At 60.0% G+C, this 14,150-nt stretch carries 13 protein-coding genes; 6 read left to right on the top strand and 7 right to left on the bottom strand.

Features of this window, described 5'->3' with window-relative positions; translation table 11 throughout:
• The first annotated feature begins 18 nt into the window (after positions 1 to 18).
• Positions 19 to 1,965: a ribosomal protection-like ABC-F family protein gene (abc-f, locus tag ARC85_RS06955; RefSeq protein ID WP_222197664.1), complete on the top strand. Its 1,947-nt coding sequence runs from the start codon at positions 19 to 21 to the stop codon at positions 1,963 to 1,965.
• Between the two features lie 12 nt (positions 1,966 to 1,977).
• Here abc-f and ppx read toward each other — a convergent pair whose 3' ends face one another.
• Complete coding sequence (gene ppx / locus ARC85_RS06950; RefSeq protein WP_286714622.1) at positions 1,978 to 3,459, bottom strand: exopolyphosphatase; 1,482 nt, start codon at positions 3,457 to 3,459, stop codon at positions 1,978 to 1,980.
• 318 nt (positions 3,460 to 3,777) lie between these two features.
• On the opposite strand from ppx, the gene trxA reads away from it, so the two are divergent.
• Together trxA and mobA are read left to right on the top strand one after the other, a co-directional pair.
• Entirely contained in the window at positions 3,778 to 4,104 is a 327-nt protein-coding gene (gene trxA / locus ARC85_RS06945) for a thioredoxin TrxA (protein ID WP_014420340.1), read from the top strand.
• Positions 4,105 to 4,161: 57 nt separating this feature from the next.
• On the top strand, positions 4,162 to 4,752 hold the full coding sequence (mobA, locus tag ARC85_RS06940) for a molybdenum cofactor guanylyltransferase MobA (RefSeq protein WP_273031234.1): 591 nt from the start codon (positions 4,162 to 4,164) through the stop codon (positions 4,750 to 4,752).
• 171 nt (positions 4,753 to 4,923) lie between these two features.
• Here mobA and ARC85_RS06935 read toward each other — a convergent pair whose 3' ends face one another.
• The 4 genes from ARC85_RS06935 to moaB are packed head-to-tail and all read right to left on the bottom strand — an operon-like array spanning position 4,924 to position 7,434.
• Positions 4,924 to 5,370: a molybdenum cofactor biosynthesis protein MoaE gene (locus ARC85_RS06935; protein ID WP_273031232.1), complete on the bottom strand. Its 447-nt coding sequence runs from the start codon at positions 5,368 to 5,370 to the stop codon at positions 4,924 to 4,926.
• 1 nt (position 5,371) lies between these two features.
• Positions 5,372 to 5,632: a molybdopterin converting factor subunit 1 gene (gene moaD, locus ARC85_RS06930; protein ID WP_022992119.1), complete on the bottom strand. Its 261-nt coding sequence runs from the start codon at positions 5,630 to 5,632 to the stop codon at positions 5,372 to 5,374.
• A 2-nt stretch (positions 5,633 to 5,634) separates the two neighbouring features.
• The gene (locus tag ARC85_RS06925; RefSeq protein ID WP_022992120.1) at positions 5,635 to 6,849 is read right to left on the bottom strand and encodes a molybdopterin molybdotransferase MoeA; all 1,215 of its coding nucleotides are present in this window, start codon (positions 6,847 to 6,849) and stop codon (positions 5,635 to 5,637) included.
• 12 nt (positions 6,850 to 6,861) lie between these two features.
• A complete protein-coding gene (gene moaB, locus ARC85_RS06920) occupies positions 6,862 to 7,434 on the bottom strand; it encodes a molybdenum cofactor biosynthesis protein B (protein ID WP_183580079.1) in 573 nt (190 codons plus the stop codon).
• Positions 7,435 to 7,789: 355 nt separating this feature from the next.
• Here moaB and rho point away from each other — a divergent pair, with 355 nt between their 5' ends.
• From rho to ARC85_RS06905, 3 genes are all read left to right on the top strand, one after another.
• Positions 7,790 to 9,052: a transcription termination factor Rho gene (gene rho, locus ARC85_RS06915; protein WP_023011768.1), complete on the top strand. Its 1,263-nt coding sequence runs from the start codon at positions 7,790 to 7,792 to the stop codon at positions 9,050 to 9,052.
• Positions 9,053 to 9,217: 165 nt separating this feature from the next.
• A complete protein-coding gene (gene ubiD / locus ARC85_RS06910; RefSeq protein WP_011784027.1) occupies positions 9,218 to 10,705 on the top strand; it encodes a 4-hydroxy-3-polyprenylbenzoate decarboxylase in 1,488 nt (495 codons plus the stop codon).
• Positions 10,706 to 10,719: 14 nt separating this feature from the next.
• The gene (locus tag ARC85_RS06905; protein WP_272999260.1) at positions 10,720 to 11,712 is read left to right on the top strand and encodes a 2Fe-2S iron-sulfur cluster-binding protein; all 993 of its coding nucleotides are present in this window, start codon (positions 10,720 to 10,722) and stop codon (positions 11,710 to 11,712) included.
• Positions 11,713 to 11,791: 79 nt separating this feature from the next.
• Here ARC85_RS06905 and ARC85_RS06900 read toward each other — a convergent pair whose 3' ends face one another.
• Complete coding sequence (locus ARC85_RS06900) at positions 11,792 to 13,033, bottom strand: heme biosynthesis HemY N-terminal domain-containing protein (RefSeq protein WP_022992123.1); 1,242 nt, start codon at positions 13,031 to 13,033, stop codon at positions 11,792 to 11,794.
• Positions 13,030 to 14,145: a uroporphyrinogen-III C-methyltransferase gene (locus ARC85_RS06895; protein WP_206769614.1), complete on the bottom strand. Its 1,116-nt coding sequence runs from the start codon at positions 14,143 to 14,145 to the stop codon at positions 13,030 to 13,032. The genes ARC85_RS06900 and ARC85_RS06895 overlap by 4 nt, the downstream gene beginning before the upstream one ends.
• Between the last annotated feature and the right edge of the window lie 5 nt (positions 14,146 to 14,150).

Here is a 14,150-nt window from a genome sequence, read left to right as displayed (position 1 = left end):
CATGGATAGATTAAATCTATGTTAACGATAACCGATCTCAGTTTACAACGGGGCGGCGTCTGGTTGCTAGAAAACGTGAACCTGACCGTGCAACCGGGGCAGCGCGTTGCCATTGTTGGTGCCAATGGTGCCGGCAAATCCAGTCTTTTCCAGCTCTTGCTGGGGCAGCTTGCACCCGAGCAAGGCAGCGTGGCGTTGCCCGGTGGCTGCCGGATTGCCCATATGGCTCAGGAAGTCGCGGCTTCGTCCAGATCCGCCCGGGATTTTGTGCTGGATGGCGACACCGAGTTGCGGCGAATGGAGCGGGCGCTGGCCGAGGCGGAAGCGGGTGGTGATGACCATGCCATTGCCCGTCTGCACGGGGAGCTGGATATTCACGAAGCCTGGTCCGCACCGCGCCGGGCAGAGACACTGCTCAGGGGCCTGGGCTTCGCCGACAGCGATGCCGAGCGCCCGGTTTCCGCATTTTCCGGTGGCTGGCGTATTCGACTGAACCTGGCCCAGGCACTGATGCGTCCATCCGATCTCCTGTTGCTGGATGAGCCCACCAACCACCTGGACCTGGATGCCTGTCTGTGGCTGGAGAACTGGCTCAGAAAGTATCCGGGTACCTTGCTGTTTATTTCTCACGACAGGGACTTCATGGACCGGGTGGCTACTCATCTGGTGCATTTCGATCAGAAGCAATTGGTGCTGTATACGGGAAATTACTCAGCCTTCGAGCGTCAGCGCGCCGAGCGACTGGCCCAGCAGCAGGCCAGTTTCGAACGCCAGCAAGCCAGAATTGCCGAAATCCAGCGCTTTATTGATCGCTTCAAGGCCAAAGCCACCAAAGCCCGGCAGGCCCAGAGCCGCGTCAAGGCACTGGAACGGATGGAAAAGATTGCGCCGGCGCACGTGGACTCACCCTTCAGTTTCGAGTTCCCGGTCGCGGACAAGGTCTCCAATCCATTGCTGTCCATTCGCCACGGGGTCGCGGGCCATGGGGATGTGCCCATTCTGAAGAACATCAATGTCACCCTGTTGCCCGGCACCCGGGTTGGTTTGCTGGGGCCGAACGGGGCCGGTAAGTCCACCTTTATGGATGCCCTTCGCGGCACCGGAACCCTGCTCAGTGGTGAGCGCACCTGTGGCGAACATCTGGCCATCGGCTATTTCGCCCAGCATCAGCTGGAGTCCCTGGATCTCGACGCCAGCCCGTTCCTGCATCTGCAGCGTCTGGCGCCAACCGCATCGGAGCAGAAAGTCCGGGACTTCCTGGGCGGCTTCGATTTTCACGGCGACGAAGCACTTGCGCCCATTCGCTCGTTTTCGGGCGGTGAGAAGGCCCGGGTTGCGCTTGCCGTTATCGCCTGGCAGAAACCCAATCTGCTGCTGCTGGATGAGCCCACGAACCATCTGGACCTGGAAATGCGACAGGCCCTGACCATGGCGCTCCAGAACTTCGATGGCGCCATCGTGGTGGTATCCCACGACCGCCACTTGCTGCGCAACACGGTGGATGAATTCTGGTTGGTATGCGACGGCGCTGTTGGCGAGTACGAGGGCGACCTGGAGGATTACGAACGCTGGCTGGCGGAACGTCGGAAAGATGAGGAATCGCCACCCCGGCGTGAAGTGGTCGGGGGGCAGGAAAAGTCGGTTAATACCGCCGGACCCGCGACCCTGACGGCGGACGAACGCAAGGCCCGCAAGCGCCAGGAAGCTGAACTGCGACAGAAACTCAGCCCGTGGCGAAAAAAACAGGGAACGCTTGAGATCCGTATGGAGCAGTTGCAGCAAAAGCTCGCCACGGTGGAGCAAAACCTGGCCGACCCAGGGCTTTACGATGACCAGCAAAAGGTTCGACTCAAGGAACTGCTGGCGGAGCAGGCCGAACTGAAGCGAGAGCTGGAAGACGTTGAAGCTGAGTGGCTGGAGGTGAGCGAAACGGTGGAGAGCCTGGAGGCGGAACTGGCTGGCTGAGGCCAGCCAGTGTTACCGGCCCGAGATCTCCAGGGTAAAGTCCTGGCGTGCCAGGTAGTCCCGTTCGTTCTCCAGGTCTGCGAGGGTCAGCGGGCGGTTGTCCAGCCAGCCCTCGGGGAACTCGATTACCAGGCGGTTATCGTGGCCGTGAAGGGTGAAGGCGGGGGGTTCTTCCAGGTTGCGTGGGTGTTGGATCAGCACCGCCAGCCGCACCAGCACGCAAAGGTAGGTCAGGCGGGGTTTGTCCTCGGGCTCGATACCCTCGAAAACTGCCGCCGAGAACTTCCGGCGATGGCCCCGAACCAGAGTGGCCAGATCCTTCTGGAACGGTTGACTGAAGCCGGGTAAATCGGAATAGCGCAACAGGTAGGCGCCGTGCTTGTGGTACTGGCTGTGGGAAATAGTCAGGCCGATCTCGTGCAGCCGGCAGGCCCAGCGCAGCACGTCTTCATCGGCGGCGGTGCGCAGGCCCCATTGCCCTGCCACCTGTTCCCAAGCGGCAATCGCGGTTTTCTCGACCGCTGCGCCGTGAGCCTGGTCTACGTGGTAACGCTCCTGCAGCGCCGCAATCGTACGTTCACGAACGTCCTCGTGCTGGATGCGTCCGACAATGTCGTACAGCAGGCCTTCACGCAGGGCGCCGTCGGCAAAAGTCATGGTCTGGATGTCGAGTGAACGGAACGCCGCCATCAGAATGGCAAAGCCGGCCGGGAAAATGCTCTGGCGATCTTCCCTTACCCCCAGTTCGGCCAGTTTCTCCACCTTGCCCATGCTCACCAGGCGCTTGCGCAGCTCTTCCATGGCGTCGCGGTTAATGGAGCCGTCGGTAATCTTAAGGGTTGCCAGCACGTTGGCAATCGCCTTGATCGAGCCGGAAGAGCCCACCGCGCTCTGCCAGCCCACCGAGCGATAGTGCTGCCGGATATTCAACAGTTCCTGCTCGGCATGGGTAATGGCCTTGTCCATCTGGCGCCGGGTAATCTTGCCATCGGGAAAGTAGCGGTTGCGGAACGACACGCACCCCATGTGCAGGCTTTCCAGCTCCTGGGGTTCGAAACGCTGCCCGATGATGAATTCCGTGCTGCCGCCGCCAATATCAATCACCAGCCGCCGACCGGAATCGTCCGACAGGGTATGGGAGACACCGAGATAGATTAACCGCGCTTCCTCACGCCCGGCGATGATTTCTACCGGATAGCCCAGCACTTCCTCGGCACGGGCAATGAAATCGTGAGCATTGCGGGCGACCCGGAGGGCATTGGTGCCGACGATCTGGACGGCTTCCCGGGGCATGCCCTGAAGGCGCTGGGCAAACCGGCTCAGACATTCGAGGGCCCGCTGCTGGGTTTCTTCGGTCAGCCGATTATACTGATCCAGCCCCGCGCCAAGCTGGACTTTCTCGCCCATCTTCTCAACCGTGCGTATTTCGCCATGCACCAGACGGGCGACGACCATATGAAAACTGTTGGAGCCCATATCGATGGCTGCCAGCATGTCCGGGGAGGTTTCAGGCTTCTCGGCAGGGGATGCGGCCGTCACGTTGATAGGCGTCCTGTGTGATATGAACTTGGCCGTACTATAAGTGAAACTTCCCGGCCGTGTCAGTAACTCGCTGCGGACATTACTGACACGGATCAACCCGAGGGTAGATACAACCGGCTTCACATCAGGGCCGGCAATCGCGTAAAGTAATAGTCTGTCTTAATCCGGGTGGGCGGCCGGTCCGTAAAGAGAACACCGTCCACTACAGTCAACAGCGACTCCCGAAGGGCCGGAATCCAAGCCCCGGAGCGCCTGAATCAGGAAAAGGTAATGAGCGGAAATATCGTTAATGTCACCGACGCTTCCTTCGAGCAGGATGTACTGAAGTCCGACGTTCCGGTACTGGTAGACTACTGGGCCGAGTGGTGTGGCCCGTGCAAAATGATTGCTCCGGTTCTGGAAGAAATCGCTGACGAATACGAAGGCAAGCTTAAGGTCTGCAAACTCAACATCGACGAAAACGAACAGACCCCGCCCAAGTTCAACATCCGTGGTATCCCGACCCTGATGCTGTTCAAGAACGGCAACGTGGATGCCACCAAAGTAGGCGCGCTGTCCAAATCGCAGCTGGCTGCCTTCCTCGACAGCAACCTCTGATCCGCTGTTGAAGGAAACCGCCCCTGAACAACGCTTCACGGGCGGTTTTTTTATGCCATGACCCGACCCGACAGAATCATCGGCCTGCTCCTGGCAGGCGGCAAAGGCACCCGCATGGGCGGCCAGGACAAAGGCCTCGTACCCTGGCAAGGCAAAGCCATGGCCGAATGGGTGCTGCAGGCCCTTAGGACCATCACCCCGGCCGTCTTCGTCAGCGCCAACCGCTCGCTGCCGGACTACGAACGCCTGGCTCCCGGCCGTATCCTTGAGGATCCTCCTGAACTACGCGACCAGGGCCCTCTGGCGGGCCTGCTCACGGGCCTGAAAGCCGCGGAAGTCCAGGGCGCCGAAGCCGTGCTGGTTTGCCCCTGTGACACCCCGGGAATCACCCCGGCAACCCTCAGCGCCCTGGTCACCGCCTGGCAAACCCAACCCGACCGCCCGGCTATTGCCGAACATAACGGCCGCCTGCACCCGTTGCACGGTGTGTATCCGGTAAATGTAATGGTGGAGCTGGACCGCTGGCTGGCGTTGGACAACCGCCGGGTGATGGGATTTGCCGAATCGGTGGGGGCGGTGGCGGTAGATTGTCCGGAAGCTGACGAAGTGTTCAAGAATCGCAACAATTTTAGGGATTTGGAACGCTAATCCGATCGCTGCAGGATCAACTGACTGCATACGTAGGGCGCTGGTCTGGTGGGGCCTCCGAAAATGCTCGGAGCCATGGATGGCGGAGAGCAAGCGTACAGGGACGTATTCACAGCGGTTTTCGGAGGCCCCACCAGACCAGTGGCCGGGCGGCAAACTCCAATAAGCGCCTCACTCCCAGTTCCGACTCCGGGCAACATCAGACTCTTTCTGCTCCACCCAATGCTCACCCTCGCGGGTAATCTCCTTCTTCCAGAACGGCGCCGACGTCTTCAAGGCGTCCATAATGAACTCACAGGCCGCAAACGCATCGCCCCGGTGGGCACTGCAAACCCCTACAAACACAATCTGGTCAGCCAGTGCCAAGCGTCCGACCCGGTGAATCACCCGGGCCCGCTGCACATCCCAGCGCCGGCCCGCCTCATCAATCAGCCCCTGAATCACCTGCTCGGTCATCCCCGGATAATGCTCGAGAAACAGCCCCGTCACCCCGGACAGATCCCCGGAATCCCTCACCAGACCCGAGAAGGTCACAATGGCCCCGGTGCCCGGTCCGGTCCCGCGAAGCGCCTCATATTCTGCACCCGCATCGAAATCGTCGGTCTGGATTGAAATCATCTCAACCTCCGGTGACCGGTGGGAAAAAGGCTACCTCATCCCCTGGCTGTACCGGGCTGGACGGCTTTGCCATGGACTGATTGATGGCCACCATCACCGGTTGGCCACCGGTCAGCTGGGCCCAGGCACCGCCCCGGCTGGCCAGGTGGGTAAGCAGGTCCGCGACCGTCTGGTGCTCTGATGCCGGCAGGGTCAGGCTTTCGGTACCCAGCTCTTCTCTTAGTCGGGCGAAAAAACGCACGGTCAGTGTTGGTTCTGTCATCGTTAACTCAGTAATTCGGTGAACGGATAGTATGTAATCAAATCGCCGGCGCGGATGGCCGTGTGTTCCGGCACCACAGCCAGGCCGTCGCCCCAGCAGGCGGAACTCAGGACGCCGGAGCTCTGGTTGGGGTAGGCGACAACCTCCAGACCCGCTGCTGAACCCTGCTTCCGGGCCCGTACAAACTCGCGGCGGACAGATGTGGAGGTTACGTCAAACCCAGCGGGCAGAGATTCGCCCACGGGAAGGAGGTCCTGCCGGCCCTGGCGTTTGCGAATGTAAGGCATCGCCACCACCAGAAAAGTGACCAGGACCGCTGCCGGATTGCCCGGCAAACCGAGTACCGGTATGCCTGCCACTTCGCCAAACGCCAGTGGTTTGCCGGGCTTGATTGCCATGCGCCAAAGTGACAGCTTGCCGGATTTCTCCAGTACCGCGCGAACGTGGTCCTCCTCACCGACCGATACGCCGCCGCTGGTGATGATCAGGTCGGCCTTGGCAGCAGCAGACTCGAGCGTGCTGCGGGTAGCTTCCCGGGTATCTTCAAGGGTTTCGCACAGAACCAGCTCGCAGCCAGCCTCGGCCAACAGGCCCATGAGGGTAAATCGGTTGGTGTTGTATATCTGGCCAGAATCAAGTGGCTGGCCCGGCTCCACCAGTTCATCACCGGTGGTCAATACCGCGACTCTTAGCCGGCCCATGACCGGAACCTGGCTGATTCCCATGGAGGCCAGCAGGCCCATTTCCTGGGGGCGAATGCGCTTGCCCTTCGCCAGCGCCAGATCGCCCCGGGCAAGATCCTGGCCCTGCCTGCGAATGTTCTGGCCCTCTGAAACCTCGGCCTGGATCAGAATCATGTCGTCGGTGCGTTCCACCCGTTCCTGCATCACGACCGCATCGGCCCCTTCGGGAATCTCGGAGCCGGTAAAAATCCGTGCCGCTGTGCCGGGTGCCAGTGTTCCGGGGGCAACGCCGGCCGGGATTCTGGCGGATACGGACATCGGTTTGCCGGCGGCGACATCGGCCAGACATACCGCATAGCCGTCCACGGCGCTGTTATCCGCTGGCGGCACATCCGCGGGAACATACTGGTTCTCCGCCAGAACCCGGCCGAGGCTGTCCGTTAAGGCAACGGCTTCGGTCCGGGTGATGGCCGGCGCCCGGTCAAGAATATGTTGCAGTGCATCGTCAACCGATGTCAGATCGTTAGCCACCATGTGTCCTCCTGTTTATCGCTCGGCACGCTTGCCAATCACTTCCTGAACCCGCTGGTAGGGGCGGTCCGGCTTGCGCAGGGCCAGAGCAGAGAAGTTACAGGGGCCATGGCGACTGTCCAGTTGGGTTGCCAGAATGCCGTTCCAGCCGGTTCGGCAAGCCCCGGTTGAGCCGGGCAGGCAGAAAATAACCGTATGGTTGGCCAGGCCGCCAAAGGCCCGGGACTGGATGGTGGAGGTGCCGATTTCAGACGCGGACAGTCGCCGGAACTCCTCACCAAATCCGTCGATGGTTTTATCCAGCAGGGGCGCTACCGCCTCCGGCGTACTGTCACGTTCGTGGAAGCCGGTGCCGCCGGTAATAATGGCGGCGTGAATCTCCGGATCAGCAATCCATTGTGACATCAGGGCCCGGACCAGGTAGATGTCATCCGGCAGGATGCGGCGGGCGACCAGCCGGTGACCGGCCTCGACAACACTGTCCTCAAGAAACTGGCCAGACGTGTCTTCATCCGGGCCTCGGGTGTCCGAGACGGTCAGAAGGGCGATGTTCAGGGGCTTCAGTTCGCTGGTGCGATCACTGCTCATGGGGTAGGCTCCGGAAGTCTGTCATCAATCATAGGCTCAGTATCCTGATCTGCTGCGTGGTTGGGAAGGGAGTAACCCATCAGAGGGAGCCCCAGAACGAGTGAACCCCATGCCAAAAACCGGCTTAATTTTGTTCAGGGGCTTGACATTCGCGCTAAAGGTGGCCGATGATGCCGTTGCCCGGCGAACAGTTGTTCCCACTCTCTGGCTTCGGCATTTAATATCCGGCTTCCATCTACACCGGTTGCTCCATCTGCCAGCACCTTTGTTTCATTTTTGATTCGATCAACACGTTCAGGGGCGCCCCTGTCATTCCAACAGTCGTTTACTTCCATTCCTGAAAATCCAACAAACTATGAATCTTACTGAACTCAAGCAGAAATCCGTGCCCGAATTGCTCGATATCGCGCAAGAAATGGGCCTCGACAACCTGGCTCGTTCGCGCAAACAGGATGTGATCTTCACCATCCTGAAAAAACACGCCAAAAGCGGCGAAGACATATACGGTGACGGTGTACTGGAGATTCTGCAGGATGGTTTCGGCTTCCTCCGCTCCGCCGATGCCTCATACCTGGCCGGGCCGGACGATATTTACGTTTCCCCCAGCCAGATCCGCCGGTTCAACCTGCGCACCGGTGACACCATCTCGGGCAAGATCCGGCCCCCGAAAGACGGTGAGCGTTACTTTGCCCTGCTGAAAGTCAACGAGATCAACTTTGACAAGCCGGATAACGCCCGCAACAAGATTCTGTTCGAGAACCTGACGCCGCTGTTCCCGGATGAGCGTCTGACGCTTGAAGCTGGTAACGGCAGCACTGAGGATCTCTCCTCACGGGTTCTGGACCTGGTGGCGCCCATTGGTAAGGGGCAGCGAGGCCTGATCGTATCCCCGCCCAAGGCCGGTAAGACGCTGCTGATGCAGAGCATTGCCCAGTCCATCACCCGTAACAATCCAGAGTGCCATGTAATGGTTCTGCTGATTGACGAGCGGCCAGAGGAAGTGACCGAGATGCAGCGCACTGTGCGCGGCGAAGTCATCGCCTCCACTTTTGACGAGCCGCCGGCCCGTCACGTGCAGGTGGCCGAGATGGTGATCGAAAAGGCCAAGCGCCTGGTCGAGCACAAGAAAGATGTGGTTATTCTGCTGGACTCCATAACCCGTCTGGCCCGTGCCTACAATACGGTCATTCCTTCCTCCGGTAAGGTGTTGACCGGTGGTGTTGATGCCCACGCCCTGGAAAAGCCCAAGCGTTTCTTCGGTGCTGCCCGTAATGTGGAAGAAGGTGGCAGCCTGACCATTCTTGCGACCGCGCTGGTGAATACCGGTTCCAAGATGGACGAGGTGATCTACGAGGAGTTCAAGGGCACCGGCAACATGGAGATCCATCTGGATCGCAAGATTGCCGAAAAACGGACATACCCGGCCATCAACATCCGCAGCTCCGGCACTCGCCGCGAAGACCTGTTGATGTCCGAAGCCGACATCCAGCGTGTGTGGATTCTGCGCAAACTACTGCACTCCATGGACGACGATACCGCCGCCATCGAGTTCCTGCTGGATAAACTCAGGGACACCAAGACCAACGACGAGTTCTTCCAGTCCATGAAGCGTCGGTGATACTGACTCCGATTTCCGACCGGCGGGCATTCTTATGGAATGTCCGGCTGGTCGGGGCGGATTCCCTCCCCAGCATTCAAGCTGCTCAGGCCAATACCTGAACTCAGGTCTGAATCCAGACCAGAAAAAACTCCGTAGTACCGTAGACCAGAAACGGAGCACACCATGAAATACAACGACCTTCGGGACTTTGTCAGCCAGCTGGAAAAGCTGGGTGAGCTCAAGCGCATTACTGCCGAAGTTGACCCCCACCTGGAAATGACCGAAATCTGCGACCGCACCCTGCGTGCCGGTGGTCCGGCGTTGTTGTTCGAGAATCCGAAAGGCTACGATATGCCGGTGTTGGCCAACCTGTTCGGAACACCGAAACGGGTGGCACTGGGCATGGGGCAGGACGATGTGGCAGCGTTGCGGGAGATTGGCAAGCTGCTGGCGTTTCTGAAAGAGCCGGATCCCCCCAAGGGCTTCAAGGACGCCATTGAAAAACTGCCATTATTCCGGCAGGTCATGCGCATGAGCCCCAAGGTGTTGCGCTCGGCACCCTGCCAGGATGTAGTGATTGAAAAAGACAAGGTGGATCTGTACCAGATACCGGTCCAGCACTGCTGGCCGGGTGACGCCGGTCCTCTGGTGACCTGGCCGCTGGTGATTACCCGTGGCCCCAACAAGGAACGTCAGAACCTGGGTATCTACCGGCAGCAGGTGATTGGTCGTAACCGTCTGATTATGCGCTGGCTCAGCCATCGGGGGGGCGCCCTGGATTACCAGGAGTTCCGTAAGGCCAACCCGGACAAGCCCTATCCGGTTGCGGTCGCACTGGGTGCTGATCCGGCCACCATTCTGGGTGCCGTTACCCCGGTGCCGGATACGCTGTCTGAATATGCTTTTGCAGGATTGCTGCGAGGGAGTCGAACGGAACTGGTGAATGCGGGCCTGAGCGATCTTCAGGTACCGGCCAGTGCCGAGATTGTACTGGAAGGCTTTATCTACCCGGACGATATGGCGCCGGAAGGGCCGTTTGGTGATCACACCGGGTATTACAACGAAGTGGATCAGTTCCCGGTGTTTACCGTGGAACGCATTACCCACCGCCGGGATCCGATCTATCACAGCACCTATACTGGCCGGCCACCGGACGAGCCGGCGATTCTCGGAGTGGCGCTGAACGAGGTGTTCATTCCAATCCTGCAGAAGCAGTTTCCGGAAATTGTCGATTTCTATCTGCCGCCGGAAGGCTGTTCCTACCGGCTTGCCGTCGTCACCATGAAGAAGCAGTATCCCGGCCATGCCAAACGGGTGATGATGGGGGTATGGTCATTTCTGCGGCAATTCATGTACACCAAGTTTGTGATTGTCACCGATGACGACGTCAATGCCCGTAACTGGGAAGACGTGATCTGGGCCATTACTACGCGGATGGATCCGGCCCGGGACACCACCCTGGTGGAAAACACCCCGATTGACTATCTGGACTTTGCCTCGCCGGTGTCTGGGCTCGGCTCGAAGATGGGGATGGACGCCACCAACAAGTGGCCCGGAGAGACCGACCGGGAGTGGGGCACTGCCATCGCCATGACCGATGAGGTTAAACAGCGGGTGGATGACATCTGGGACAGCCTGGGGATTGAAATTCCCGGTGCCCGCCCCGACTGACAAGGGGGCAGAGAGTGTTTCGGATACGCCTGCAGCCATCGGGGCTTGGTTATGGTGCGGATCAGGCTGAAGACCTGTTGTCTGCAGCGACCGCAGCCGGAATACGGGTGCCGGCAGCCTGCCGAAACGGCGTGTGCGAAATCTGTGAGGCCCGGTTGCTGAAAGGTCGGGCGCTGAATACCCGAAATCAACATTCTATCGCGGTTGGCGAGCCACTGATGATGTGTCGGACACGGTCGCTCGCCGACCTTGAACTGGAGATACCCGCCGTTATGGCATCAGGAAATTACCAGCCCCGCCAGTACCAGGCGAAGGTAATCGACGTACGTTCCATCAGTCACGATGTGTACCGGGTGGCCTTGCAGCTTCCCCGGCGGAGGGATGTGGCTTTCCATGCCGGGCAGTATCTGTCGGTGATTCTGCCCGGAGCTGACCCCTGCTATTTCTCGATTGCCAGCAGCCCCTCAGCAGAGCAGATCGAACTGCACATCCAGGCGTCGCCCGACTGGATCTCGGCCCAGAAAGTCATCGATGCGCTGACTTCCGGCCAGGATGTGACGGTGGAACTGCCCCATGGCAAGGCCTGCCTGGCCAGTATGCCGGACAAACCCCTGCTGCTGGTGGCGGCAGGTACCGGTTTTGCCCAGATGAAAAGCCTGGTGGATTACCTGCGGGAAACCCGTTACCAGAAGCCAGTCAAACTGTTCTGGGGCGTGCGCAAGCACGAGGACATGTACCTGCGTTCTCTCGCGCAGCAGTGGCAGGAGGAGTGGGCGCCGTTCAGCTTTTTGCCGGTGGTGGGAGACGATGAAGACAATGACTGGGGCGGTCACCACGACCAACTGGTCAGGGCTGTGCTGGCTTCAGGGTTCGATTGGCAGGACGTGGAAGTTCATGCCAGTGGCTCGCCCACCATGGTGTATACCCTGATGGATGCGCTGGTGGAGGCTGGCCTTCCGGAGCAGGCCTTTTTCTCGGATGTTCTGGAGTATGCTCCCCGCAGCTGACAGTTTCAGTGGGCGCTATCAACAAGGGCCGGCAATTTGCCGGCCCTTGTTGATTGTCTGAATCAAAGACTGCGAAGTCTCAGGCCCGGGGCATGGGCAGGTCGGGCAGGCCATGGTCGGTTTCCAGCCCCTGCATCAGAAGCTTGATGCTGGCTTCTTCCTCGCCCATATGGGCATTCAGCCGGCTCAGCTCCGCGAGGGTTTCACGATTACGGCGTAATTTCAGACTGGTTTCAAAGTACTCCCGTGCTTTTCCCCACAGCTCATTACGCAGGCTGAGCCGGCCCAGTGCCAGCAACAGCTCGGGGTTGTTGGTGCGATGTTTCAGCCACTGTTCGGCAATCAATAGCTGTTCCTCCGGATCCTGACCCTGAATCCGGCCATACAGGTTGATCAGCTCGTCGCTCCAGTGGTTACGCAGTACCTTTCTCAGCAGCGTTTCTGCCTGGGCCTCATCACCCAGTCCCGCCAGCAGTCGGGCGTAGTCGCGGATGGTGTACTCATCCCGGCGCACAAAGCCCGGCAGTTCGTCCCACAGGCGAGTCAGCGGTTCCAGGCTGGCTTCGGGGTTTTCCTTGCGGCTGCGTTGGCATTCCTCGGCGGCCTGTTCCAGCAGGTTTTGCCAGACCTGACGTTCCAGTTCGTTCAGTTCGCTCTCTGGCACCACACTGCGCTTGCGCAGTTCCGGAATAAGACGGGACAGCTCGCGCCAGTCCTCCAGACGCAGATAGGCGTTCTTCAGCAGCTTGAGGACAAACGGGTGATGTGGAGATTCCTTGCGTAGGCGCAGCAGGGTCGCCAAAGCCTGCTCGGGCCGGTTGCCGGCCAGTTGCAGCTGGGCCTGGGTCAACCCCACCGCCATGCTGGAGCCAGGTGTGCTTTCAAAGGCCTTGCGCAGCAGTTCATCGACCGCTTCATGGTCGCCGGACTCGAACGCGGCCTGGGCCGCCGCGAGATAGTTGATCAGGGGGGTGTCGGCATGGCTGGCAGAGCTGGACAGTAGCTTACGGGCGCGGGGCCAGTTGCCTTCGGCCAGAGCCAGGAGGCCTCGTGTGGTCCGGCGCCGGGCCCGGCGCTCATTACCGCGGGCAATCCAACCCGCCATCACACCGGTGCCCTGGCGGAAGCGGCGCACCGTGTTGATGAGGGTGACGGTCAGCAGGATGATCACCAGAATCAGCCCCAACCCGACCCAGAAATTGGTTTCAATCAGGTAGTTGCCCAGGCTGATGCGGATATAGCCCAGGTCGTAGGTCAACCCCAGGGAAAGCCCGGTGCCCACCAGAAGGGCAAGCAGCAGGATCAGCAATACGCGGATCATGACTCATCGCCCCCGTTGGCCGCCTTGCTGTCGGCATCGTTGTCGCCTGTGGCCAGGCGCCCCGCCAACCGCTCCTTCAGCAGGCTCAGGGACTGGCTGATATCCGGCAGTTCGGGGTCTACGTTGCGCTCGGCCAGTTCGTTCAGGGTCTCGTTGAGCCCGCGAATGGCCGGGTTGGTGCCGTCATACCAGTCGTTGATGGTGGTGATGGCCTTGTTCAGAGCGCGTTCATACAGTGGCTGATTGCCCCGCAAGACCGCCATTTCAGCTTCTTCCAGCATCAGTTGCAGGTTGAGACGGGCCCAGGCGCTCTGGTCCGGAGACAACAGGGGTTTTACCGGTTCGTCCATCCGGCGGATCACAACGACTTCCTTGAGGGTGCCCAGGAACCGGTTCCAGCCTCTGGTGAACATGTTGCTGCCGTCAGACGGCGCATTCTGGTCTTCGACCATGTCGAATCCCGGCGCCTGATCACTGATCAGGGCCTGGTCGGTGAGATCGTTGACGCTGGCGATGGCAGCCTCCAGTCTCAGGTATAGCCCGGTGCGGTCGACACCCTGAATGCCTCTCAAGGACTGGATTTCCCGTGCCAGTTGCTGGCGTACCGGATAAACCCCGATATCGTCGGATTCCCGCAACACCTCGTCGGCCGATTCCAAGGCGGACAGTGAACCGCGGATGTCTTTTTCAATCAGCAGGCGCTGGTTGGCAATACGCAGCAGATATTCGGCTTCCGCCAGCAGCCAGTCGGTGCGGGTGCGGTTGCCGGCTTCCAGCAATTCGCGGGCGGTGTGATCGATCTGGCGTTGCTGGGTGGCAATCAGCTCCCGCTGTTCCGCCACGCGGTTTTCCAGTGCCTGAAGCCGCTCGCTCTGTTCGCTGCCGCGGTTGCCGTAAAGGCTTTCCAGCTGGTTGGTATCCTGCCGGAGGTCCTGAACCACCTGCAGGGTGGCCTGGTGCTTCTGCCACTGTTGCCAGTTCCAGAGCCCAAGGGCAATCGCCAGAATCAGCGCGAGAACCGCCACAATCCACACTGGCCACAAGCGTGGGCGTTCTGGCCTGGCGGGTTGTACGGGAGCGGGGAGTTGTTTTGTTGTTTCAGTCACGGGCATCCTTA

The organism is Marinobacter sp. tcs-11, from assembly GCF_002049515.1.
In the GTDB taxonomy this organism is placed as follows: Bacteria; Pseudomonadota; Gammaproteobacteria; order Pseudomonadales; family Oleiphilaceae; genus Marinobacter; species Marinobacter nauticus.
The sequence above is the reverse complement of the archived record's forward strand: the minus strand, read 5'-3'. Positions and strand labels throughout refer to the sequence as shown.